The following is a 24152-nucleotide window of genomic DNA, read 5'->3' on the forward strand; positions in this document are numbered from 1 at the left end:
ATAGTCTTATTGATTGTTTCATTTTCTTCTCCCATCCAGACTGTAACTGTCGGTTTTGGAATTTCACCAAATCAGTCCTTTCGTTAAAAAGGAGTCGCGGACTGTAACCGCCGGTAGGGAATTTCACCCTGCCCCGAAGAAAACTTATACTAAGTTTTACTGTATGTTTGTTGTAATTGTTCTTTAATTCATTAATTTTTTATTTAACGCACAGATTACAAATTTCGGGAAGTTTTTTGGAATAGGGAAGAGTTTGTAAATTTATTGTAAATGATGTTTGAACTTATTTTTCTCTACAAGCACATTCATGATTTTCATTTAAATAGGCAATTGTTGCTTTGCACATTTTTTCTAACGTATCAATATTGATGTCAGACAATTTTTTGACATAAATACAGGCTTTACCCATTTTAAATTTTCCAAAATCATCTAATAAATGCTTACTTTCTTCGGTTGGCGAATAAACATACAGTGAAAATTCTGCTTTACGTGGCGAAAAGCCAATGAGTGGCATGTCGCCTTCATGTCCGCTTGCGTATTTATAATGATAGCTACCAAATCCGATAATGGTTGGTCCCCACATTTTAGGCTCAAATCCTGACCATTTGCTCATAAGCTCAATTAACTGAAAGCTATCTGCTTTCTTGTCGTCTTTTTCTACAAATGAGTTAATGAAATCTGTTATGTTGACGGTGGTTTCGGTGGTTTTGTTTGCTTTGGCCATGGTTATTCATATTCTTTTAAATAAGTTACCATTTTTTTCTCAATAAAATCAGTGAATGAATTTGCAATTTTTATAGCTTTAGGAGGTTGATTTTCGTGGGCAAAAATATAAATGTTGTGATTCTCTAAATTGTACAGCAATTGATCTCCATCGCCATACAGCCAAAATTCACCTAAGGTTAAATATTGTTTTTTCTGAATCGTTTCGATGGTTAATTCTTTAAAATCGATGTCTATACCTTCAAGTTGTAAAGTTGATACATTTTGATACCATATTACCAGATCTTCAGGGAGTTGTATAGAAAGTTCTTTTTCTGTATTTTGAATAGCTTCCTGTTTTTCGCCTGCTTCAATAACATCGGAATTACTGTAAGATTTAGTTAATTGTCTGAAAAATTTTGGATAAATATTCTTTAGATATCCGAATTTATTTTCGACTTCCTTTTGAAGCTGTTTTTCTTTTTGTTTTTCTGCTTTACAGAAATCATCAAATTCTTTTTCCCATCCTTTTTTATAAAGATCGGATAAAGCAACAGTTATTTCTTTTGATGTTAACCAGTCAAAAGCTGCTAATTGTCCGATGTATAAATTTCTGATATCACTAAAACTTTCTTTAGGCTTTACTTTAAGAAAAGTCGTTCTCCCGCATATTTTTTCGATACTGTCTTTATATTTTGTAAACCAGCCTATCCATTCCTCGGCAACGAGTTTTCCTTGTGAAAGGCTAGTGAATTTTTCAATAATTTCTTGTTGAGTCATATTTGAAACAGATTAAGTATCACAAGAAACATCATCCCATTCCTGTCCCATATAACTAATAAGCCAATTGAGTGCATATTGTCTTTCATAGACAATTCCCGAATCTATGAGTGTCATCTCGAGATTGTTTAATCGGGCGTCAACACATGCCCAATGATACCTGTAATAAAGATCATTAGCGTCTAATATTTCAGCTTTTGAACGGAGTTGATGGTTGGAATTGATGAAATCATTAGGGTCGTTTTCCCCGCCGATTGGATATTTTTCAAGAGGAATATCATTTAAATCACATAATTCATTCGGAAAAGGTAGTGTGTCCACAAGTTGTAGCGCCCAAAGCAAAACCCAAATACATTCACACTTCCAGGTTTCCTGAAATTTTTTATCTTCTGTAGGATTTTGTAAAAAATCTTTTTCATCAGATGTTGTGGATTCCCAAAGATTACACTCTTTAAGATAGCTGATGGCTTCTTCCGAATCTATACTATCAAACGCAACTAAGTTGGTGATGGCAAGAATACTAACTCTTGTGGCGACCTCCTTAGAAGTTCGAAGGGTTGTTTCTTCTTCCGATTCAATATGGGGGAGGTTAAAATTAATTTTTATTCCTTCTTTTTTAAGAATTTCCTGACTCTTTTCTTTTCTGGAAAGCTCTTCTTTATTCTTCAAAATATCTGTCATATAATGGATTTAAAGTGGAAGGCTAACTTACGAAAAGTATAAATTATTTTGATAATATTATATCTTAAAACTTTCTAAAATGATGGTAGGGTTCTGTTAATAAAAAAAAGAATTAGCTTAGATATAAATTTTTCATATTGACCTTTGTAATGACCAATGTATCATTTCCTGATCCTGTTTTGTTTCTGTAAAATGTAATTTTCGTAGTAAATTAATCGAGCTGAGGTTCTCTAATGCACATCGGGCAGTTATTTCCTTTACAATTTCTGTTGAAAATGCCCATTTGATAAGCTCTGTTACAGCTTCCTCTGCATAGCCTTTTCTCCTTTCTTCCTTAATAATTCCATAGCCGATGTCAATGCTTTGTCTTTCAATATTGAATCCTTTGAACCCTGCGTCTCCAATTATTTCGAGGGTATGTTTTTTAATAATCATCCAAGACTCAAATCCTGTTGGGGATCCGATTGGCAATAGATTATTGATAATTTTAGGTAAGGTTTCCATAACATCAATATCGGGCCAGCTTTTTCCTTTTTTTAAACCTAAAGTGGATAAATCGCTGAAATCATTATTCAACAAATTTTCACAAATCTGTATGGTGAATGGAATTAGAATTAACCTTTCTGTGCTGAGTTGATCTATTTGTAATGTCATGACTTTCAATTTAATGCTGTTTTCTGGGTCGTTTTTTATTTTAATTAATCTTCAATCGCTTCAATTCCCTGTTCTCTTAATTTTTGAAGATGGTCTTTCATTGTTTTGAGTTGCTCCGGTGAATGTCCTTGCCATTTTTCAACTTCTCCAACTACTTTGAAAGGATGTTGAGAACGGTAAGATTTTGTAGGATTGCCTGGAAATTTTTTATCTGTCAGATTAGGATCATCTTCAATTGAGCCTGTTAGTTCTACGATGTAAATTCTTTCTTTTCCGTCTCCAAAAGCCAATTCTGCACCCCAAGTTGCTGCTTCCAGTGTTGCGGAAAGATAGATGTATTTTGATTTTCTCTGCGTTCCATAGTTTGAAGTGAAACCGACTTCGATAAGGTCGCCGATTTTTAAATCTGCTCTTGTGCCGTGGTAGTAGGTTGGGGGAGTTGTGTTCATTTTTAAATTTCTTTTTTAATAGTGAAACCTTGAGACTGAAGATATTCATCAACGTCAACATCAAAAGGAACTTCATAGCCATTATCCAGATCAAACAATCCGCCTCCAGCGTCGGAAGATTCCAAAAATCCGATCATTTTAGACTGAGTTTTTTCTTTTGCATTTCTCCAGCAGTTCATTAAGAAATCGCTTTCCAAACCGAACTGATTTTCCCAATAATTAGCATAATCTAATTGGTTGTCTTCATCTAGATAGGCGGAATAATCGATACTATTTTCATTCAAAACTTTTTTGCATAATTCCTGAACATCAATATAAGAATAATCTTCAAATGAATGCTCTTTCAAATGCAGTTCTGCAATCTGAATCGTTTTATCCGGAGAATAATATTCATAATTCGGCAAAGCAAATAAAAAGCTTAAAGGACTTGAAGCATAATAATATAAGCTGATCACTTCAATTTTTTGATCGTCTTCTCTAAATTTATATTTTGAATTTAAAACATCAACTAAGAAATCTGTTACTACTTTTTCTCTAGGAAGTAGAAAGGTATTTTTAAATGCTTCATCGATTTTCGTTTCTATTTTCTTCATGTTTTCTTTTCTTTTTTGAGATGTAAAAATAAAGAAAACCGTTCTGGAAATTGGAACGGTTTGTATATTAAATTTCAATTTGGGCTTATGAAATTATTTTTTGATGTCGCAAAGTCGGGAGACTTTGCGGAGCGGGGATTATTCGATTAAATCCTCAATTATGTCAAAAATCACTTTGAAATTTTCGAAATCTTCTTTTGTTGCATTAGTACATACCCAAGCACAAAAGTTTTTTTTCTCATCCTTATTAACTTCGCAATGTTCTTTTTGATATTTTACTCCTCTAGTAATACCAGACTCGTTTTTAAAATCTACATATGCATTTTTTTCTTTAATAGCTTTATCAATAATAGTTTTAGGAAATAAATTTTCAATTCCATTTTTAATAATACCATTTGCTAATGTCGGTATTATTCTTTTATAGTGATGCCCAAAATCTTCATTTTCTTTTTGAGTATCACAATCATAAAGAAAAATTTTTATTTGTGGAATTGTTTCCCAACTTTCTTTCTTTAATTCACTCCAAAGTTTATCTAAGTTCCTGAATCCTTCCCTTTGCCTTAATTCTATCTTATCTAATAGTTCGGATTTATTTAATAATTCTGCAGCTTTATTAATATAAGTAATGTCATGTTCGCCTTCTAAAAAAATTACCGGTTTTAACTTAATTATCTTTTCTTCTTTTGAAATTATTTCTCCATTTTTCCAAGGAGTGAAATATTTTTTAACAATATTGATTAATACTTGAAATAAATCATCAGCTAAAATAAAGTAGTCTTCAATGTTTTTTACTTCTATAAGTTCAGGTATCTTTTCAACACAATAATAATTATAGTTAATTTTTCTTATTTTTTTATTTGTACTTAGAAATGATTGAAGAGGTAAAAATAAAGGAGGACGTTCGTAATCTTCATACTCTTCCAAATGTTTCCTTTCAATAGTTTTATTTTTGAAAAATGAATCACTTTCTTTATCTATTTGCTCCTCATACTTTTCATAAATCTCATTATTCCATTTATATATTTGCTCTCTAAAATAATCTATTGATAAATTTCCATGAAGATTTACTACAAGATCATAAAGTTGCTTGAAGTATTCGTCTATAGTAGATTGATTTGTTGTATTTATAACTTGAAGAATTTCATTTTCAAAACTTACCAATCCTTCTTTCCAAATTTCGATTGAATTATCAAAATATTCCTTTTTCCAAGAATTTGGATTTTTTATAATCTCAGAATGCTCTTGAACTTTTGATTTTTGAAAAAAATCCCATAATTCATTTATTGTAATATTTCTGAATGGAAAATTTAATGTCATTTCATTACTAGTTTTTATTTATTGTAGGTTTAATTTACAAATTATACGACTTTAAAAATAATGTATTTTCCTTTGTTTTGGGGTGCTTTTAAACTTTTTTTAAATAAAAACCGCCCCACAAAAAGCAGAACGGTTTAATTTATATTTGCCTCGGTCGCTGACCGTTACATCATTCCCGGCATTCCACCTCCCATTGGCATAGCAGGTTCTGCGCTTTTCACTTCCGTGATTACACATTCAGTTGTTAACAACATTCCAGAAACAGAAGCTGCATTTTCAAGGGCAACTCTTGTTACTTTAGTTGGGTCAATGATTCCTGCTTCAAGCATGTTTACATACTCGTCAGTTTTAGCATTGTATCCGAAGTCTCCGCTGCCTTCAGCAACTTTAGCAACGATTACAGAACCTTCACCTCCTGCGTTAGCAACAATTTGTCTTAATGGCTCTTCGATCGCTCTTTTTACGATTTTGATTCCAGTAGTTTCGTCAGCATTAATACCTTGAAGATTTTCTAAAGCAGAGATTGCTCTTACAAAAGCAACACCACCACCTGCAACGATACCTTCTTCAACTGCTGCTCTCGTAGCATTCAATGCATCGTCAACTCTGTCTTTTTTCTCTTTCATTTCAACTTCAGAAGCTGCACCTACGTAAAGTACGGCAACACCACCAGCTAATTTAGCCAATCTCTCCTGTAGTTTTTCTCTGTCGTAGTCAGAAGTTGTAGTTTCCATTTGAGCTTTGATCTGGCTTACTCTACCTTTGATCTTGCTTTCGTCACCACCACCGTTTACAACAGTTGTATTGTCTTTATCGATAGATACTTTCTCAGCAGTTCCCAACATATCTAGAGATACGTTTTCCATTGTGAAACCTTGCTCTTCAGAAATAACCTGTCCACCTGTTAAGATAGCGATATCTTCCAACATTGCTTTTCTTCTGTCTCCGAATCCTGGAGCCTTTACAGCAGCAATTTTAAGAGAACCTCTTAATTTGTTTACTACTAAAGTTGCCAAAGCTTCACCTTCAACTTCTTCAGAAATAATTAATAAAGATTTTCCGCTTTGTGCGATTGGTTCAAGAACCGGAAGTAATTCTTTCATTGAAGAGATTTTTTTCTCAACTAAAAGAATGTAAGGGTTTTCTAGTTCAACTAGCATTTTTTCAGGGTTAGTCACGAAATATGGCGACTGGTAACCTCTGTCAAACTGCATACCTTCTACAACGTCTACTGTTGTATCGATACCTTTAGCTTCTTCTACAGTGATAACTCCTTCTTTACCAACTTTTCCGAAAGCTTCAGCGATCAAAGATCCGATTGTTTCGTCATTGTTAGCAGAAACAGAAGCTACTTGCTTCACCATTTCTGTAGAATCACCAACTTGCTTAGACTGTTCTTTAAGGTTAGCAACAACAGCAGTTACTGCTTTGTCGATTCCTCTTTTTAAGTCCATTGGGTTTGCACCAGCAGCTACATTCTTAAGACCTTCTCTTACGATAGCCTGTGCTAAAACAGTAGCGGTAGTAGTACCATCTCCTGCGATATCATTAGTTTTGGAAGCAACTTCTTTTACCATTTGCGCTCCCATATTTTCTACTCTGTCTTCAAGTTCGATCTCTTTTGCAACAGACACACCGTCTTTAGTTACGTGAGGTGCACCGAAAGATTTTTCAATAACAACGTTTCTTCCTTTTGGTCCTAACGTTACTTTTACTGCATTAGCCAATGCATCAACCCCTCTTTTTAAAGCGTCTCTTGATTCAATATCGAATTTTATTTCTTTTGCCATTTTATTCAGATTTTTGGACGTCAGAATCGACGTCAAGCATTATTTTTAAATTAATTTTTTATTCAGTTAAATCAGGAATATTATCCGATAACACCCAATAAATCTCCTTCTTTTACGATTAAGTAATCTTTTCCGTCTAATTTTAATTCAGAACCTGAATATTTTCCATAAAGAACTTTGTCACCTACTTGAACAGTTGTAGGCTCATCTTTTTTCCCTGGACCTACTGCTACTACTGTACCTTCTTGTGGTTTTTCTTTTGCGGTGTCTGGAATAATAATACCTGAAGCTGTTTTAGTTTCTGCAGCGATCGGCTCGATCAAAACTCTATCTGCTAATGGTTTAAAGTTTACTGACATAATATGTTTAATTTTTAATTATTTCTGTGTTATAATTCTCTAAATACGTGCCAAGCATCTGAAACGAAATTTTTGGCAGACTTTTATTCCGCGATGTGAAATTTTGGCAGAAAAAAAAGTATCCAGAGTCTGAATACTTTTTTGAAAATTATTTTTAGCTTTTCTTTCCGGCGGCCTGCATTGGATTTACTTTTCCGTTTGAACCTCCTCTTACCGGGCCGTCTTGTTTTTGTTTAAATAATTGGAATTTTGAGCTTGTCGTAGAACTTCCGTCATTACTCCATAAATTATTTGAAGTATCAATATCCGCCGTTTCTCTCATCGGATCAAGCTGAATTGATTTTAATTTTTTATCAAAATAGAATGTCTTCGAAATTTTCTTTTCATTCTGTCTCCAAATTTGAGCCGAAGATTTATCGTAAAGTTTTGTGCCGTCTTCAAATGTAAATTCAAGAATAACAGGCATTACCAATCCGCCCTTGTTTACAAAATCGATTTGATATGCTGTGATATTTTTAAATTTATCCTTGTCTTTAGAATCTAAAGCTGCATTTTCATCTTTCTTTAAAGTGTAGGTTTTGCTGTTATCTACTTTTTCCTGACCTCTGTCATAACGATAGTAGAAATCCTGAAGACTTTTATCTTTTTCTACATCAAAAGTGATATTTTTATCTTCTTTATTTCTGATTTTTGAAATATCCTGAAATTCGTTTTGTAAAGGCTTATCAACCGTATAAGTTTCTTCTTTTGCCATTGGAATTGCATCTAAATCTGGAGTTGCAATAGTCACTTTATCTATGGCGATGTCTACAGGATCTGTTCCGTAAAACCAGCCTCTCCAGAACCAATCCAGATCTTCACCGCTTGCATCTTCCATTGTTCTGAAAAAATCTGCAGGCTCAGGATGTTTGAAAGCCCATCTTTTAGCATATGTTTTATAAGCTTTGTCGAAAAGTTCTCTACCCATAATGGTTTCACGAAGAATATTCAATCCTGTTGCAGGTTTTGAATAAGCATTTGGGCCAAACTGAATAATATTTTCAGAATTACTCATAATAGGTTCCAACTGATCTTTCGGAAGTTTCATATAATCTACGATTGTCCAAGCCGGACCACGTTTTGAAGGAAATTTATTATCCCATTTTTCTTCCGTTAAATATTCGGTAAAAGTATTCAATCCCTCATCCATCCAGCTCCATTGTCTTTCGTCTGAATTAATGATCATTGGAAAGAAATTGTGACCAACTTCGTGAATTACTACTCCGATCATTCCATTTTTTGTACCCTCAGAATAGGTTCCATCTTTTTCTGTTCTTCCGAAGTTGAAGCAGATCATCGGATATTCCATTCCGTTGGCAGCTTCCACAGATTGTGCAACAGGATACGGATAAGGAATTGTAAATTCTGAGTATGTTTTAATGGTATGCGCAACCGCTTTCGTTGAATATTTTCTGTATAAAGCATAAGCTTCTTTCGGATAGAAACTCATCGCCATTACTTTATTATTGTTTTCAGGAATTATTACACGCATCCCGTCCCAAACGAATTTTCTTGAGGTAGTCCAAGCGAAATCTCTTACATCATTTGCTTCAAAATTCCATGTTTTTCTTTGTTTTGAATGATTTTTTTCTGCTTTTTTAGCTTCATCCAACGTCACGATTTCTATTGGTTCGTTTGCGCTTTCTGCTTTTCTGTATCTTCCTAATTGATCTGATGTCAACACCTGATCGTAGTTTTTACATTCTCCTGTTCCGCCTACAATGTGATCAGCAGGAACGTTCATTGAAACTTTAAAATTTCCGAAAACTAAAGCAAATTCACCTCTTCCTGTGAATTGATGGTTTTGCCATCCGTGAAAATCGCTGTAAACGCACATTCTCGGATACCATTGTGTCATCGTGTAAAGATCATTTCCGTCTTCCGCGAAGTTTTCATAACCGCCACGACCGCCCATTTTCATACGGTTTGGAATATTATAATTCCAATCTACTTTAAAAACAAGCTGTTCTCCTTTTTTTAAAGTTTTAGGCAAATCAATACGCATCATGGTTTGATTTATTGTATATTTTAAAGGGTTTCCTGATGCATTGGTCACTTTTTCAAGGTTTACTCCGTATCCGTTATCTTTTACAGGAAGTTCAGAAACTTTTAATTGCTGATCATTTGTTGATTGCGGTAGGGTAGAAGAAAACTGGAAATCTGCTTTTTTTACAGTTGACTGTTGATTTTCATCTAGTTGTAACCAAATGTAATCCAAATCATCGGGAGAATTGTTGTAATAAGTGATGGTTTCGGAACCTTTTAAATTTCTTTTATCTTCATCAAGATATGCTGTGATGTTGTAATCGGCTCTGTTTTGCCAATATCCGTGTCCCGGAGCTCCGGAAGCTGTTCTGTAAATATTGGGAGTAGGAAGAATTGTACCTAATTGCTCAAATCTGTTTCCGTGGTTGCTTCCAGGGTTATTTTGAATGTTTTGTGCAACAATACCCACGCTACAAAAAGAGAGTATAAAAAGGATATTAAATTTCATAGCTACTAATGTTTATTAATTATTTTTAGGAAAGGCTAACCACCAGTCTTCCATTGATTTTATAATAGGTAATAAGGCAATGCCCTTTTCTGTTAATTTGTATTCCACTCTTGGCGGTATTTCGGCATAGGCAATTCGCAGGACAATGCCGTCATTTTCCATTTCTTTTAAAATTGTACTTAAAGTTCCTTGTGCTAGATTGTCTAATTCTCGTTTCAAAACTCCGAATCTTTTCGGGCAGTCATTTGCAATGATTTTGATCAGCGAGATCTTCCATTTTCCATTAATTAGCTTCAAAGCATGTTCTGCGTAGCAGTTATTTGCTAAAAACAGAAAATTTTCTGTGCAGCTAACGATTTCATTATCAGAATTAGTACTAAAATTCATACTGAGTATGTTTTTTTTACCTACTTGGCAGCAGGGATGGATGTTGTTACTTTTGAAGTGGTAAAGTTAAAATTTTATCAATAAATATGAGGAATTTTCGAGAGTTTAACAAATGGTTGAGTTTAATAGTGATCTCAATGTCAATTTTTTTATGTGTTTTAGATCTTTTTATTGTAAATATTGCAATACCGTCGATAAGAAATTCTTTACAGGCCAATTCTGCCGAGGCACAGTTTATTATTGTTTTCTACATTATAGGATATGGTGCTTTTTTGATTACCGGAAGTAAAATTGGAAATAAATTTGGTCATAAAAAGACCTTTATAGCTTCCATGTTTAGTTTTATGGTGTTCTCATTTTTATGCGGAATCTCGACTTCAGCGATCGAACTGAATATGAGCAGACTTTTTCAGGGCATTTCGGCGGCTTTTATGGTTCCGCAAGGGGTAGCTTTAATATCCAGCGTTTTTGAAGTTGAAGAAGAGAGGGTAAAAGCGCTTGGAATTTATGGTGCAATTGCGGGTATAGCTTCGGTGTTTGGGCAGGTGTTGGGCGGCATCATTCCGGATCTCAACTTTAGTTTTGATGCGTGGCGACTTGTTTTCTTTATTAATATTCCGCTTGCATTTTTAGTGATTATTTTGGCGAAAAAATATTTAAAAGAAGTTGAAATAAAGACCAAAGAATCAATACAGATGCTTCCCCAGATCATCTTAATAATTTTGTTAATAATTCTGATGTACGAGATTGTTGCCGGTGGGGAAGAAGGATGGAGTGGAAGTAATATTTTATTAATGCTTTTATCTGTAATTGGCTTTATCATTTTTATTTTTCATCAAAAAAGTAAATTTAAACAAGGAAAAGAAGTTCTTATCAATATGCAGCCTTTTTTCTATCCGAGTTTTAAAATAGCACTTTTGGCAGCGGTTACTTATTATTTAGTTCAGGATTCTTACTTTTTTGTCAATGCCAATTTTCTTGAAGAACAGCATCATTTGAGCTCTACGAAAACTGGATTATTGTTTGCCTGTCAAGGTGTTGGATATGTTATCGCATCACTTTTATCTGTGAGATTTTTAAATAAATATCAAGAAAAATTTATTATTTTCGGTTTAGTTATAATGGTTGTAGGACTTATCGGGCACATTTATACCATTGGCACATCCACTATCAATTTACAGGCAACGACTGTTGTTTTGTTTTTTTATGGCATTGGCTGCGGAATTGTTTTGCCCTCAATGTTCACCAATGCAATGCGAAAATTACCGGTTTCTATAACGTCAATTGCCACGGGAGTTTATTTGACGATACAGCAAATTTCTGTGGGGTTTGGGGTAAGCCTGGTTGGACGTATTTACTTTAACTTTACGAATGGATATTTAATGGCAATATATGCCATGATCTTTTTACTATTGATAACTATAAGTATATTTTTGATTTCAGAGTTTAAATTAAAAAGGAATTCTTTCTAAAGCCATTTTTAAAGAGAGCGCAAATACTCCGGACGAGACAAATAGAATCCAATCTTTTTTATTGATTTTGAATATTTTAAGTGAAATAAATAATATGATTAGTATAGCAAAAACAATCACGATCTGTCCCAATTCCAAACCAATATTGAAACCCAAAAGCGGAAAAAAAATACTTTGACTTTTCGCGATCATTATTCGTGCTGTATTCGCAAAACCCATCCCGTGGATTAATCCGAAAATTAAGGCTAAATAATAATTCAATTTCATTAAACCGTTCTTTTTATTTTTCATTAAAATATTACCTAATGAAGTCAGAACGATCGTCACCGGAATCAAAAACTCTACCCAATTTGAAGAAACTCTTACAATGTCTAAAATACTTAAAGCCAACGTAATGGAGTGGCCAATTGTAAATGCAGTTACCAAGATCAGAATTTTCTTCCAATCATTATAAGAATAAATTGCTATTAAGGCTAAAACAAAAAGCTGATGGTCGAGAGCATCCAGAGAAATAATGTGTTCCCATCCTAATTTTAAATAAAATATAAAGTCCTGCATAAATTGTAATAAATTAAATAATTATTTGGTATTATAAGATGTTTTAATTTTAATAATGTCTGTTAATTAGCTGTAAAATAAATAAAAATTGTATAATTGTAATGTTAAAAAATTACACAACATGGATTTAAAACTATTATTTACAAAAGTACATATTCCCTTTACAGGAAAGAATACTTTAAGAAATGTAGCTGCTGTTTTTCTTGGCCTTTCGTCTTATGGAATGTTTGGTCAGGTTCAAAAATTAGACTCTCGATTTGAAATTTTGTTGAAAAACAAAGATAAAGTATCAAGAGGAATTGAAATTAAAGATTTCGACCGTCCTGAAATGCAGCTTGATAAACACTTGGTTGTAACTTCGAAAGGAGCGCAAACCATGTATTCTTGTATTATTTATACAAAAACACCGGAAAAACTAAAAGCTGATGGATTTTTAGTTCAAAGTCAGCTTCCTAATTTCGTGACCGCACTGGTAGGCATAGAGGATATTGAAAAATTGACTCAGCTTCCATACGTAACTTCTGTGATGGCTCCGACTTTTGATATTCTTCATAATGATGTTAGCCGAGCGCAATCCGGAGCAAGTCTTTTGCAGGATGGAGCTTTTAATAATACTTCATATGTAGGAACAGGAGTTTTAGTTGGAGTGTACGACACAGGTATCGATTGGAAACATCCTGATTTCAGAGGAGCTACAGATCAGACGAAAAGTAGAATTTATTCAATTTGGGATCAAACCTTAACACCACAAGGAACGGAAACTTCGCCAACCGGTTTTGCTACAGGCGTAGAATACACAAGAGCTCAAATTGAAGATGAATTAGACGGTTCACCAGCCAATTTTGTCCGTGAAAATGATACAAATGGTCACGGATCTCACGTTGCCGGAACAGCTGCCGGAAACGGATCTGCATTTGCCGATAAAAGACATAAAGGTTTTGCTCCCGGAGCAGATATTGTTTTTGTAAAAGGAGGTAACGGATCTTTTCCAACGACTAATACCATTAATGCATTAACTTATTTTAAAAACGTAGCAACAGCTTTAAACAAGCCCATTGTTGTTAATATGAGTATAGGAGGACAGGGTTCTGCTCATGATGGAACAGGAAGTCATGAGGTTGCAGTAAATGCTTTTACAGCTTCAGGTCCGGGTAGAGTAGTGGTGATCTCTGCAGGTAATGATTATGGTGGAAATATCCATAAAACCGTAAATATTGCACCTAATGTAGCTCAAAACTATACTTTTACAGTAGCAAGTAATACTTCTGCAGCATCTATATTTTCATTTTTGATGTATGCAAATGATGATTCTCCGGTTACAGCAAAGCTTACTGCACCGGATGGTCAGCAGTATACTTCTAATATTACAACAACAAATACTTTTAATATTTTAGGAGGCGGATTAACAGCTACAATGTATAATTATTGGAGTACGGACAATAATAAAAGATATGTACAGTTGGTCGTCAGCAGACCAAGCGGAACTACAAATGCCCAAGGTACCTATACTTTAGAAATCACAAATAACGGAACTCAGCAGATAACAACACATGGCTGGCTGTATAGCCAAGGTGTAGCGACTACCTTGACGGATGGAAACAATCAGTATATTGTAGGTTCACCAGGGAATGCCTCAAGTGCTATTACTGTAGCTTCTTATATGGGAAGAGCGAGTTGGTATACTGCGGCTGGAGGTTATTATGTTCTTACTCCACAGGAATCAATTTCATCATTTAGTTCTGAGGGACCTAGAGTTGACGGTTTCCAAAAGCCGGAAATAACAGGTTCAGGACAACATGTGATCTCTGCAAGATCTAGTAATTCTGCTCCGGCAGCAACAGATATCATTAATGGGACTACCTATTACGTAAAAAATCAAGGAACGAGTATGTCTTCACCGGGAGTTGCAGGAGCGGTAGCTTTGTTGCTTCAGGCAAATCCTACTTTAACAGCAGCTGCAGTAAAAAGCAGATTGACTCTTAATGCAAGACAAGACGGTGCAACAGGTGCTGTACCAAATCCAAGATGGGGTTTTGGTAAACTTGATATTTATAAAGCAGTTACAGATGAGTTAAACTGTGTAAAATCAAATTTTGAAACAGTTACTTACGATGAACCATACATTTTAGCAAATGCTGAAAATAATAACTTCTTTGATAACACGGCTTTAGCGGTTCGTTATACGCCAACATTAACGGGCAAATTGGGAGGTTTCTCATTCCTTACGGGAACTTCTGCAATTCCTAGTGATATGGCAGTTGATATTCAGGTGAGAAAAGTGGATGCCAACGGAAATCCGGGCGATATTATTGCTACTAAAACAGTTTCTTCTTGGGTAAATGATATCCAGAGATTTACTTGGAACTATGTTAATTTATCAGATTTAAATATTCAAACCGTTACAGGAAAAGATTTCTATATCGTTATTAACGGATTGAGCGGAAGAATTTCTATGAAAAACGAATCTGTTGTAGTAAATAACAGATCAAAAACATCTACAGACGGAACAACTTGGACGGCAAGAACATTCGATCTTAAAATGAGAGCAACGGTTTATGAAAATGTAGCTGAGGTTAAAGCTTTAGCAACAGCAAATCAAACTAAACTGGCTCCGGTTGCAACGGGATATAATTATTTTGTGAATAACTGTCAGTTGATTTCAAGAGTAGAAAAAGAAACGGCAAGCACCATAACAGGAAATGTTACTTCTAAAGTTTGGGTTGATAATGCTCAGCCGAACTATGTTTCAAGAAGATTTGAAATGAATCCTGAAACAAATGCCACAACGGCAACTGGAAAAGTAACATTGTATTTCAAACAATCAGAATTTGATGCTTATAACCTTTTAAATGCGGTTAAATTGCCAACTTCAATTACAGATAATGCCAACAAAGCTAATCTTATTGTTGAAAAATATACAGGAACAAGTGCAAGTAATACAGGAACAATAGCTTCTTTCGGAAGTGCTGCAACTCCAGTTGCTGTAAATGTTGCTGATATTGTTTGGAATGAAACCTATCAATATTGGGAAGTTAGCTTCCAGACAACAGGATTCGGAGGTTACTTTGTAAAAACAAACTCTGTAACTTTAGGAGTGAATGATACCAAAGACAATGCTGATGTTAATGTATATCCTAACCCTGCGAAGAACTTTGTAAATGTAACTTTAGGTAAAGCTTCTAAAGCTGCGGTTACAATACACGATGCTTCCGGTAAGTTTGTGAGAAATGTAGATATTAGCTCTACTGCGAATAAAATCAATGTTTCTGATCTTGTAAGCGGAACATACGTATTCACAATTACGTTAGACAATAATTCTAAAGTAGTGAAAAAAATTATTAAAGAATAATCTCACAATAATTTTTACAATTAAAGAGTGGCAGCTAATAACTGTCACTTTTTTTTATATTTGTTTAATAATTTCATATCAATGTTTTTGAAGCTTAATTTTTTGTTTGTAGCACTTTCTCTGTTGTTTTCTGTTAAATCCCATGATTTGAAGGCTGCGGGAGAATTTCATCCCTATCATGTAGGTTCTGTGGAAATCAATTACAATTCAAAATCAAAGACCTTTGAAATCACCGGACGTTTTTTTCTAGATGATCTGGAAAATGGATTGACTAAAAAATATGGTAGACCTTTTCATTTTAATGATGAAAAATACAAAGCTCAGTTGAATGAAGCTTTAAAAAATTACAGTTCAGAATATTTAAGACTAAAAGCAGACAACAAATTCTTAAAGGTAAATTATATCGGCTATGAAGAAGACAGCGAATCTGTGAACGTTTTCTTAGAATCCGAAACACTTACTTCTCCTAAAAAAGTGGAAGCGGCGGTAAGTTTTCTATATAATTTATTTGATGATCAGATCAACATTGTTCATATCATTGTTAATGGAAATCGTAAAAGCGAAAAGCTTGTTTATCCCAATCGCTATCTATTTCAGCAATTTTAATTGTTTTTTGTCTAAAAATAAAGTTTTCATAGCATTATGGAAATGTTAAAATTATTCAAATTATGCGATATATTTTTTTTTGATTAAAATATATATATACATTTGTACCGAAAGAATAAACGTTTAATTATTTTTATATCTTTTTGTAAAACACAATTTTAAAAAGCACTCAATAATGGAAAAAAATATTAAAATACAAACAGTATTTGCTATACCTCTATGTAGCTATCTTACTTTTGCCCAAGTTGGCACATACATCCAGAATATTTACGGTATCGAATAAATTTTGCTTTAGTTCTAGTACTTTAGTAAGAATTATTATATATATGGTAGAGAAAACTCTATCCGTTATACTGTGCTTTTTTTCAATGGTTTTTTAAGATTTGTTGAATTAAATTATTTCTTAAAAACCTCCTAAGTACTTATAAAATCTTAAAAACATAAACAAACAAAAACTTAAATGTAATGAAAAAAATTAAAATCTATTTCGTACTGGTATTATTATCAGTAACTACAACACTATCCGCTCAAGTAGGCATCAGTACGTCAAATCCACAAGGAAGTTTTCATGTGGATGGCGCAAAAGATAATCTTGCAACCGGCGCTCCAACAGTGGCTCAGCAAGCTAATGATGTTATTGTAACTTCAGATGGTGAATTGGGCGTAGGCACCACTAATCCCACAAATTCACTTCATGTGAAAGCAATAGTTGATCCTGTAAAAATAGAAGGATTAGCAGACGGTAATACAACTACAGATCGTCTTCTGGTAATTGATCCCACCGGAGTTGTGAAAAATATTAAAACTTTAGGTGGATTATCTATTCCGAATCCTGCTATTTTCAGATTAGAAACGGCACAAACTAACTTTTTAAATGGTGTAGTTGGCGGAGGTACTTCAGTTGTTCCTATGACGGTAGTGAAAAATACAATTCCTGGAATGACTTATAATTCAGGTACAAGTACAATTACTTTCCCCTCAGGAACATATCAGATGACATTCGTTTATGAAGCGAGCCATAATGCTTCAGGATGTTCAATAAGTTCTTATTTTGTAGATTTCCCTCTTAATAATACAACTACGAGAATTCACAGTACATCTGCATTTGTACAAGGTGCAAATGCAGTTTATGGAAATTCTGTGACATATGCTACTGTTATTCCTGCAGGTAGAACATGGAAAATCGCATTAGGAAGAGGTGTATCAGGTAATTGTAGTGGGCCGGGAAATACGTTGGCAGCAACTTCAACACAATTATTAATTTTCAGAATCGGAGACTAATTTATCATAACCAATTAATTTTAATGTAAGCATTTGCCTTAAAGGTGAATGCTTTTTTTTGTTTAAAATTTGACTTAGAATATGTTTTTATTTAAAATTAATAAGAATGAATTACATAATTAATTTACATTTTGTTAATAGTGTTTTCTTTGATTAAATTTTCTAAAAAATTATTTTTTTAACATAATAAAACACTTAGAAGGGAATAATATTCAGATTTCAATTAATGTTTAACCAAATTTTAAAGTATACACTAAAATCATATATCCTGATTTAAAGGTGTTTATTAATAATAATTAATATTTATTATTAAAATTTGTATTATAAACAAAAAACATTATATTTGTTTTAATATAAAACGATATATTTTATATAAAATTTAACATTTTGTGTAAAATAATGAAACTTTGTTTTTCCAAAATCAGAAAATCACTTTAAGCAATTTTAATTCATTATTACTTTAAGTAGAAAAATAAAAACTAAATAAACTTGTCATGAAAATTAAACAATTTTACCTTTTGCTTATACTTGCTAGCTCGAGTACAAATTTTTACGCTCAGATAGGGATTAATACTTCTAATCCACAAGGAGCTTTCAATATTGATGCAGGGAAAGATAATCCCGCTACAGGCGCTCCTACAGTCGCACAGCAAGCAAATGATATCAATGTAACAACTGCTGGAAATGTAGGTATAGGACTTACTGCTCCTACCAATAAACTTCACATCAATGCAACGGATCCTTTACGTTTACAGGGCACGACTGCTGGAGTTACGACTACAGATAATTTACTAGTTCTTGATCCTACTGGAGTTGTCAAAACTATAGGGACTTTAGGTTCTTTATCTATCCCAAACCCTGCAGTTTTTAGATTAGAAACAGGACAGATAAACTTTTTGAATGGTGTTGCTGCTGGTGTTACGCAAGTGGTTCCAATGTCGGTTATAAAAAATACAATTCCGGGGCTGACATATAATACAGGGACAAGTACAATCACTTTTCCGGTAGGAACCTACCAAATGACTTTTGTCTACGAAGCTACCCATAATAATACAGGATGTACATTGAGTTCTTATTTTATTGATTTCCCTCTTAATGCGGGAACAACGAGGGTTCACAGTACGGCTTCCCATGTTGAAGGTACAAACTCTATTCATGGGAATTCCATTACCTATGCTACTACAGTTCCTGCAGGCAAAACTTGGCAGATTGCTTTGGGGCGTGGAGTTTCTGGTAATTGTGCGGGAACAGGGAATACTCTGGCTGCAACATCAACTCAGCTGCTTATCTTTAGAATTGGAGATTAATTTTTTCAGGCACAAATAATTCTACAAACACAAAACACCATAAATGTTCCCAAACATTGAAAAACACTTACTGCAGTAAGTGTTTTTATTTTATCATTAAAATGGATTTTCTGTTTTTAATTGGGCATTCACAGCTTGTGCATGAACCAATAGATCAGGAAAAAATGCATCATAACATTCCTGAAGGATCTCTTTATTTTGAAGAAATAATTCAAAAACAGGAAGGTCTTTATCTAAATATTTTGCTTTATTAAGAACATTTTGAATACTGAACTTAATTCCCCAATCTTCACGGTAATTATAAAGCCAGTCATCATGTTCCATTTTTGTGAGCATTCTTTTAAAATTTTCGGGAAGCCATTTTTCATTTTTATTGAGAACGCGGTAGACTCGTAAAGAATGTTCTTTCCACCCTTGAAGCGAGTTTAAGCTTAAATCATTCGCTAAAAAATAATCCATCGAAACATCTACAAACGCTCCAGAATATAATCTCACTAACGGACTGAAAACTTTTTTAGCTTCATGCAGCGCAGGATGAGAGTCTGTAAAGGTATCAATAGCTCTGTGCAGGGTAATTCCGTCCTGAATATCTTTAGGAAAAGAAAAACGGTCTTTGTTTCGGATAAAATCTTCAAGAAACTGACCGACGATTTGTCCGTCTGAAAATGTGAGAAAAGAATGAGCTAAATAATTCATACTTTAAAGTTATGAATTAAAAATTGAATAATTAGCTCTGAATTACACTACCAAATTCCCAATCTTTATTCTATTACCCTCCAATTCCAAAATTTAGAACAGTCTTTCATGAAAATCCTCAATTTTACTTACTTCTTCTATTTTGATACCGTGTTTTCTTTTTGCAATTTTATTAAGATTAGAAACAAAAATAACCTCGTACCCTAACTTTTCAGCTTCCGTAATTCTCTGTTCGACTTGTGCAACGGGACGAATTTCACCACTTAAACCAATTTCTCCTGCAAAGCAAAAATGTTCTGAGATCGCAATATCTTCATTCGAGGACAAAATAGAAGCAATAACCGCAAGATCCAAAGCAGGATCATCAGTTTTTATTCCTCCGGTAATATTTAAGAAAACGTCTTTTGAACCCAATTGAAAACCTGCTCGTTTTTCGAGAACTGCCAACAACATATTCAGTCTTTTGGCATCGAAACCTGTACAGCTTCTTTGTGGAGTTCCATAAACGGCAGTACTTACCAATGCCTGAATTTCTAAGAGCATCGGGCGGTTTCCTTCTAAAGTTACGGCAACAGAATTTCCGGAAAGTTCTTCGAATTTTTTAGTAATTAAAATTTCAGAAGGATTTTTAATTTCCTTTAAACCTTGGGAAACCATTTCATAAATCCCGATTTCAGCAGTAGATCCAAAACGGTTTTTGTTCGCTCTCAATAATCTGAAAAGGTGATTTCTGTCTCCATCAAAATTTAACACAACATCTACCATATGCTCCAAAACCTTTGGTCCGGCGATTTGTCCGTCTTTTGTGATGTGACCGACTAAGAAAACCGGTACATTATTTTCTTTAGCATATTTAATGATCTCGTTAGAACATTCTCTGATCTGAGAAACGGTTCCGGGCGAACTTTCAATTAATTGTGACTGTAAAGTCTGAATTGAATCAATTATAACAAAATCTGGTTCCAGTTTTTTGGCTTCATGAAGGATTTTTTCCAGTGAAGTTTCTGTGTAAAGAAAACAGTTCGGGTTTTGAACATCCGTTAATCTGTCAGCTCTCATTTTGATCTGAGAAGCACTTTCTTCCCCTGAAACATAGAAAACTTTTTTCTTCATTTTTAGGGCAAGCTGTAAAAGCAACGTCGATTTTCCAATTCCGGGTTCACCGCCGATCAAAGTAACGGAACCTAAAACAATTCCGCCTCCCAAAACTCGGTTAAGTTCTTCGGAAGGAGTTTTTATACGGGGTTCTTCTATTGTTTCAACTTCAACAATATTAATGACGTGTTGCTTTGTTTTAGAAAAAGGAGGTGTTTTAGATGAGGTTTTTTCTACCACTTCTTCCACCAAAGTATTCCATTCTCCACAGTTTTTGCATTGTCCCATCCACTGAGAATACTGTGTTCCGCAGCTCTGACAGAAATATGCTGTTTTTAATTTTGCCATACCGCGAAGTTCTTGAAAATTTTTGAAATTTTAGCTAAAAGGAAATAGGGCTTTCATTAAAATAGTATTTACATTTTTGATTCTATATGTTTTATAATAGCCTGATATGAAACATTGACCAAATATTTATCGTTTAATAGTTTCCATGAGTTTTTTTTCATTTCATGAAAAGTTTCAGAATTATTATACAAATATTCAATCTTTTGTTGAAAAGCCTCACTGTCTCCAAAATTTATTTTATAGCCGCAATTGGCTTCTTCTATTATATTCCCAACATCTGTGGCTGTATCAGTTGCGGCTATCACGGGCAGATGCATTTCTAAATATGATAATAGTCTTTGCGGAAAATTAGGAATAGTAAAATCTTTGGAAAGTAAAATTAAACCAACATCACACGCTGATAATAATTCATCAAATTCTTTTTTTTGTAATTTATTTAAGATTAATACATTTAATAATTTTGATTGAGTATGCCAATTTTTTATTTTTTTAAATTCTGTTCCATCCCCAACGATTAAAAAAAACGCGTTAGTATTAGTGTTTTTTTTAATAAAATTCAATAAAAAATCAATTCCCTGAGGTTTACCACAATTCCCGCTAAATACAATTACCATTTTGTCTTCAGGAATCTTATATTTCTGTCTGATTTCTATTTTTCTGTCATCGGAAATATTTATATGTAATGGTTCAATGCTATTAGGGTTGATCTCTAGTTTTGATTTTTTGATGGAAGTATTATTTTCAAGAATATAATCCATATTTGCTTGTGACATACAGCCTATCATATCTGAAACATCATAAAGTTTCTTTTCTTTTTCTCTGAAAATATGATACATCAAAGAGTTTTTCTTTATGTATTTTAAGTCAACAGCGTTTTGAGGAAAGATGTCTTTAAGCAGTAGATAAGTGAAAGCATTATCACGTTTTTTGATATAATTAATTGTTTTCAAAAAAGTAATAGGTGGAGTAGAATAGAATATTAAATCAAATTTGGTGGCTTTTAAGTGCTTTTTTACAGAATGATAATATTGATACTCGGTCGCGAAAAATCCGAGAGTTTTTTCTAAAATATTAGTGTTTCTATAATTGAATCCCCAAACTCTTAACAAGCTATAGCTCTCTTTTTTTATGAATTGGGTTTTGCTTTTTTCTCTCCTTTCTACAGGGCAAACTATTGTAATGTGATGCCCTTTTTTTTTGAAAATTCTTGCCAAATCGCTATAAATACCCCTTTCATTTATGTCATCAATTTTGGTAAAGGTTAAAAATAAAATATTCATATAGTTTGCAATTGATTGTAAAATTATAAATATATTTAAAGATGAATAATTTTTCAGTATTAATTTTGACATATAATGAGGAAATTAATATTGCTGATTGTATAAAATCAGTTTCTAGATCAAATGACATCGTGATATTAGATTCTTTTAGTACTGATTGTACTGAGGAAATAGTCAGGTCTCTTAAAGTAAGATTTTATAGAAAGGAATTTATAAACTATAGTGACCAAAGAAATCATGGTTTACATAATATAAAGTTTAAAAATGAGTATGTATTGATATTGGATGCAGATGAAAGGGTTTCTGAGGATTTACTGAAAGAAATTTGTACACTGTGCAATGACGATGAACCTAATAAACGGAACGTATATTTAGTAAGAAGGAAGGTTGTAATAGATGATAAGATTCTGAAATGGAATTTCTCAACATCTTTTTGGATAGAAAGACTGGTGAAGCCAAATAAAGTTAAATTTCAGGGAATTGTACATGAAAAACTAATCTATGAAGGAGGAAACGGATTTTTAAATAATTATATTTTACATCATCAGTTTTCAAAAGGAGTAGACCATTGGATGATGAGAAGAAAAAAATATGCACAAATGGAAACAAGAGCTGATGAGATGATAAGATGGGAAGACATAAATGATAATGTGATATCAAAAAGGCTTAAATTGAAAAATTTTATTGTTTCAAATGTACCTTTTTTCTATTTTATTTATTTTTTCTATAATTTTTTTGTAAAACTTACTTTTCTGGACGGCTATAAAGGAGTGAAGTATATAACACTTGAAACATATTCTCTATATTTAATTTCTAAATACAAAAAAAAATGCTAGATAACCTTAAGTACCTTAAATATTTGCCTGCTCTTATAAAAAAAGACAGAATTTCAGAAGTTACCTTTTTTATTACAGATATATGCAATATGAAATGCAAGCATTGTTTTGTATTAGATGCATTAAATAAAAAACTGCCTTTGCTGAGCCCAGATGAAATAAGGAAAATGGGGAAATTCGTTACTCCGGTTCAGAGAGTACATGTGGGTGGAGGAGAGCCATTTACTCGAAAAGATTTGCATGAGGTAATTGAGGCAATTGCTGAAACATGGGATCCTGGTGTTATTTGTATTCCGACAAACGGTTGGTTTACTGACAGAATTCTAGAGTTTATCGATTATTATGGAAAAAAAGGCAAAGGTAGTATTAGAATTCATTTTTCTATTAACTCTCCTTATCCTGAAGATATGGATCAGTTTACTACTTTAAAGGAAAGTTTTAAAAAATGGAAGGATTCTATTACAAAAGCTATAGAAGCCGCAAAAAAATATAAAAACATTACTATTGTTGCTTTGGCAACATATAATGAATATAATCAGAATGTTTTCAAAGAATTGATTGACTATTTGCATCAAGAGATAAAAGTTCCCGATTTCAGTTTTCAAATTGCCAGAACTCATGAAAAATATAACCCTGACTTAGATTATCAGAGATTTAAAGAAGTAAATAATTATTATTTTGATAATTATAATACTCAAGATGCCTTCATTTCTTCCTTCAGAAAGCTCTCACGTGAGAAAAGTGTAAGCTATTTTGAGAATCCTGTCTTCAAGAAAGAATGTACTTCTGGTAAACTAAGAGTAGTGGTGTCTCCAACAGGTGATGTTTATCCTTGTGAAAAACTTGGGTATCCCAATTTGAAAGAAATGAATAAATGGCTTTTAGGAAATATTAGAGATTTTAATTATAACCTGAATGAATTGGTAGCATCAACTTCTGCTTCTGCATGTTATAATAAAATATGTAGTAGTAAATGCCACTGCGATCATAATATAGATCAAAGTCTTAGTTTGCTTTCTGACAAAAAACACAGAAAAGAGTTGTTAAGAGAAACTTTAAAAAAAGTCATTAAAAAGTAA

At 33.3% G+C, this 24152-nt stretch carries 22 protein-coding genes and 1 riboswitch; of the genes, 7 read left to right on the plus strand and 15 right to left on the minus strand.

Annotation, left to right across the window (positions count from 1 at the left end):
* Window positions 1-19 precede the first annotated feature (19 nt).
* A riboswitch (FMN riboswitch) is annotated at window positions 20-145 on the minus strand.
* Between the two features lie 138 nt (window positions 146-283).
* The 11 genes from A0O34_RS12350 to A0O34_RS12400 form a co-directional block, all read right to left on the minus strand.
* On the minus strand, window positions 284-724 hold the full coding sequence (locus A0O34_RS12350; RefSeq protein WP_066755033.1) for a DUF1801 domain-containing protein: 441 nt from the start codon (window positions 722-724) through the stop codon (window positions 284-286).
* A 2-nt stretch (window positions 725-726) separates the two neighbouring features.
* A complete protein-coding gene (locus tag A0O34_RS12355) occupies window positions 727-1482 on the minus strand; it encodes an SMI1/KNR4 family protein (RefSeq protein ID WP_066755034.1) in 756 nt (251 codons plus the stop codon).
* A 12-nt stretch (window positions 1483-1494) separates the two neighbouring features.
* On the minus strand, window positions 1495-2163 hold the full coding sequence (locus tag A0O34_RS12360) for a DUF4272 domain-containing protein (protein ID WP_066755036.1): 669 nt from the start codon (window positions 2161-2163) through the stop codon (window positions 1495-1497).
* Between the two features lie 132 nt (window positions 2164-2295).
* On the minus strand, window positions 2296-2817 hold the full coding sequence (locus A0O34_RS12365; protein ID WP_066755038.1) for a GNAT family N-acetyltransferase: 522 nt from the start codon (window positions 2815-2817) through the stop codon (window positions 2296-2298).
* Window positions 2818-2861: 44 nt separating this feature from the next.
* Window positions 2862-3266 (minus strand): NAD(+)--rifampin ADP-ribosyltransferase, encoded by a 405-nt coding sequence (gene arr, locus A0O34_RS12370; RefSeq protein WP_066755039.1) that lies wholly within the window; start codon window positions 3264-3266, stop codon window positions 2862-2864.
* A gap of 2 nt (window positions 3267-3268) precedes the next feature.
* Window positions 3269-3859 (minus strand): hypothetical protein, encoded by a 591-nt coding sequence (locus tag A0O34_RS12375; protein WP_157886011.1) that lies wholly within the window; start codon window positions 3857-3859, stop codon window positions 3269-3271.
* Between the two features lie 138 nt (window positions 3860-3997).
* On the minus strand, window positions 3998-5176 hold the full coding sequence (locus tag A0O34_RS12380) for a hypothetical protein (RefSeq protein WP_066755043.1): 1179 nt from the start codon (window positions 5174-5176) through the stop codon (window positions 3998-4000).
* A gap of 164 nt (window positions 5177-5340) precedes the next feature.
* Window positions 5341-6966, minus strand: coding sequence for a chaperonin GroEL (gene groL / locus A0O34_RS12385; RefSeq protein WP_054511663.1), 1626 nt, complete (start codon window positions 6964-6966; stop codon window positions 5341-5343).
* Between the two features lie 80 nt (window positions 6967-7046).
* A complete protein-coding gene (locus A0O34_RS12390; protein WP_066755045.1) occupies window positions 7047-7325 on the minus strand; it encodes a co-chaperone GroES in 279 nt (92 codons plus the stop codon).
* Window positions 7326-7479: 154 nt separating this feature from the next.
* Window positions 7480-9858 carry a M1 family metallopeptidase gene (locus A0O34_RS12395; RefSeq protein ID WP_066755047.1) on the minus strand — a complete coding sequence of 793 codons (2379 nt, stop codon included), beginning with the start codon at window positions 9856-9858 and terminating at the stop codon, window positions 7480-7482.
* Window positions 9859-9873: 15 nt separating this feature from the next.
* Window positions 9874-10245 carry a winged helix-turn-helix transcriptional regulator gene (locus A0O34_RS12400; RefSeq protein ID WP_066755053.1) on the minus strand — a complete coding sequence of 124 codons (372 nt, stop codon included), beginning with the start codon at window positions 10243-10245 and terminating at the stop codon, window positions 9874-9876.
* 137 nt (window positions 10246-10382) lie between these two features.
* Here A0O34_RS12400 and A0O34_RS12405 point away from each other — a divergent pair, with 137 nt between their 5' ends.
* Window positions 10383-11717: an MFS transporter gene (locus tag A0O34_RS12405; RefSeq protein ID WP_228394288.1), complete on the plus strand. Its 1335-nt coding sequence runs from the start codon at window positions 10383-10385 to the stop codon at window positions 11715-11717.
* On the opposite strand, the gene A0O34_RS12410 is transcribed toward A0O34_RS12405, so the two are convergent.
* Window positions 11697-12275 carry a HupE/UreJ family protein gene (locus tag A0O34_RS12410; RefSeq protein ID WP_066755057.1) on the minus strand — a complete coding sequence of 193 codons (579 nt, stop codon included), beginning with the start codon at window positions 12273-12275 and terminating at the stop codon, window positions 11697-11699. The two genes, A0O34_RS12405 and A0O34_RS12410, sit on opposite strands and share 21 nt — an antisense overlap.
* Before the next feature lie 121 nt (window positions 12276-12396).
* On the opposite strand from A0O34_RS12410, the gene A0O34_RS12415 reads away from it, so the two are divergent.
* From A0O34_RS12415 to A0O34_RS12430, 4 genes are all read left to right on the plus strand, one after another.
* Window positions 12397-15624, plus strand: a complete 3228-nt coding sequence (locus A0O34_RS12415) for a S8/S53 family peptidase (RefSeq protein ID WP_066755059.1) — start codon at window positions 12397-12399, stop codon at window positions 15622-15624.
* A 147-nt stretch (window positions 15625-15771) separates the two neighbouring features.
* A complete protein-coding gene (locus A0O34_RS12420) occupies window positions 15772-16230 on the plus strand; it encodes a DUF6702 family protein (protein WP_228394289.1) in 459 nt (152 codons plus the stop codon).
* Window positions 16231-16695: 465 nt separating this feature from the next.
* Window positions 16696-17511, plus strand: coding sequence for a hypothetical protein (locus A0O34_RS12425; RefSeq protein WP_066755063.1), 816 nt, complete (start codon window positions 16696-16698; stop codon window positions 17509-17511).
* Between the two features lie 494 nt (window positions 17512-18005).
* Window positions 18006-18818 carry a hypothetical protein gene (locus A0O34_RS12430; RefSeq protein WP_066755065.1) on the plus strand — a complete coding sequence of 271 codons (813 nt, stop codon included), beginning with the start codon at window positions 18006-18008 and terminating at the stop codon, window positions 18816-18818.
* A gap of 96 nt (window positions 18819-18914) precedes the next feature.
* Here A0O34_RS12430 and A0O34_RS12435 read toward each other — a convergent pair whose 3' ends face one another.
* The 3 genes from A0O34_RS12435 to A0O34_RS12445 form a co-directional block, all read right to left on the minus strand.
* Window positions 18915-19514, minus strand: coding sequence for an acyl carrier protein phosphodiesterase (locus tag A0O34_RS12435; RefSeq protein WP_066755068.1), 600 nt, complete (start codon window positions 19512-19514; stop codon window positions 18915-18917).
* 93 nt (window positions 19515-19607) lie between these two features.
* Complete coding sequence (gene radA / locus A0O34_RS12440) at window positions 19608-20957, minus strand: DNA repair protein RadA (protein WP_066755071.1); 1350 nt, start codon at window positions 20955-20957, stop codon at window positions 19608-19610.
* Window positions 20958-21025: 68 nt separating this feature from the next.
* Window positions 21026-22237: a glycosyltransferase family 4 protein gene (locus A0O34_RS12445; protein WP_066759682.1), complete on the minus strand. Its 1212-nt coding sequence runs from the start codon at window positions 22235-22237 to the stop codon at window positions 21026-21028.
* A gap of 41 nt (window positions 22238-22278) precedes the next feature.
* Here A0O34_RS12445 and A0O34_RS12450 point away from each other — a divergent pair, with 41 nt between their 5' ends.
* Together A0O34_RS12450 and A0O34_RS12455 are read left to right on the plus strand one after the other, a co-directional pair.
* Window positions 22279-23073, plus strand: a complete 795-nt coding sequence (locus tag A0O34_RS12450) for a glycosyltransferase family 2 protein (protein WP_066755073.1) — start codon at window positions 22279-22281, stop codon at window positions 23071-23073.
* Window positions 23067-24152 carry a radical SAM protein gene (locus tag A0O34_RS12455; protein WP_066755075.1) on the plus strand — a complete coding sequence of 362 codons (1086 nt, stop codon included), beginning with the start codon at window positions 23067-23069 and terminating at the stop codon, window positions 24150-24152. The genes A0O34_RS12450 and A0O34_RS12455 overlap by 7 nt, the downstream gene beginning before the upstream one ends.

Origin of the sequence: Chryseobacterium glaciei, assembly GCF_001648155.1 — a bacterium.
Classification (GTDB): Bacteria; Bacteroidota; Bacteroidia; order Flavobacteriales; family Weeksellaceae; genus Chryseobacterium; species Chryseobacterium glaciei.

Coding starts and splice junctions, on each gene's coding strand:
- A0O34_RS12350 (WP_066755033.1), bottom strand. CDS start 724: ATGGCCAAAGCAAACAAAACCACCGAAACCACCGTCAACATAACAGAT.
- A0O34_RS12355 (WP_066755034.1), bottom strand. CDS start 1,482: ATGACTCAACAAGAAATTATTGAAAAATTCACTAGCCTTTCACAAGGA.
- A0O34_RS12360 (WP_066755036.1), bottom strand. CDS start 2,163: ATGACAGATATTTTGAAGAATAAAGAAGAGCTTTCCAGAAAAGAAAAG.
- A0O34_RS12365 (WP_066755038.1), bottom strand. CDS start 2,817: ATGACATTACAAATAGATCAACTCAGCACAGAAAGGTTAATTCTAATT.
- arr (WP_066755039.1), bottom strand. CDS start 3,266: ATGAACACAACTCCCCCAACCTACTACCACGGCACAAGAGCAGATTTA.
- A0O34_RS12375 (WP_157886011.1), bottom strand. CDS start 3,859: ATGAAGAAAATAGAAACGAAAATCGATGAAGCATTTAAAAATACCTTT.
- A0O34_RS12380 (WP_066755043.1), bottom strand. CDS start 5,176: ATGACATTAAATTTTCCATTCAGAAATATTACAATAAATGAATTATGG.
- groL (WP_054511663.1), bottom strand. CDS start 6,966: ATGGCAAAAGAAATAAAATTCGATATTGAATCAAGAGACGCTTTAAAA.
- A0O34_RS12390 (WP_066755045.1), bottom strand. CDS start 7,325: ATGTCAGTAAACTTTAAACCATTAGCAGATAGAGTTTTGATCGAGCCG.
- A0O34_RS12395 (WP_066755047.1), bottom strand. CDS start 9,858: ATGAAATTTAATATCCTTTTTATACTCTCTTTTTGTAGCGTGGGTATT.
- A0O34_RS12400 (WP_066755053.1), bottom strand. CDS start 10,245: ATGAATTTTAGTACTAATTCTGATAATGAAATCGTTAGCTGCACAGAA.
- A0O34_RS12405 (WP_228394288.1), top strand. CDS start 10,383: ATGTCAATTTTTTTATGTGTTTTAGATCTTTTTATTGTAAATATTGCA.
- A0O34_RS12410 (WP_066755057.1), bottom strand. CDS start 12,275: ATGCAGGACTTTATATTTTATTTAAAATTAGGATGGGAACACATTATT.
- A0O34_RS12415 (WP_066755059.1), top strand. CDS start 12,397: ATGGATTTAAAACTATTATTTACAAAAGTACATATTCCCTTTACAGGA.
- A0O34_RS12425 (WP_066755063.1), top strand. CDS start 16,696: ATGAAAAAAATTAAAATCTATTTCGTACTGGTATTATTATCAGTAACT.
- A0O34_RS12430 (WP_066755065.1), top strand. CDS start 18,006: ATGAAAATTAAACAATTTTACCTTTTGCTTATACTTGCTAGCTCGAGT.
- A0O34_RS12435 (WP_066755068.1), bottom strand. CDS start 19,514: ATGAATTATTTAGCTCATTCTTTTCTCACATTTTCAGACGGACAAATC.
- radA (WP_066755071.1), bottom strand. CDS start 20,957: ATGGCAAAATTAAAAACAGCATATTTCTGTCAGAGCTGCGGAACACAG.
- A0O34_RS12445 (WP_066759682.1), bottom strand. CDS start 22,237: ATGAATATTTTATTTTTAACCTTTACCAAAATTGATGACATAAATGAA.
- A0O34_RS12450 (WP_066755073.1), top strand. CDS start 22,279: ATGAATAATTTTTCAGTATTAATTTTGACATATAATGAGGAAATTAAT.
- A0O34_RS12455 (WP_066755075.1), top strand. CDS start 23,067: ATGCTAGATAACCTTAAGTACCTTAAATATTTGCCTGCTCTTATAAAA.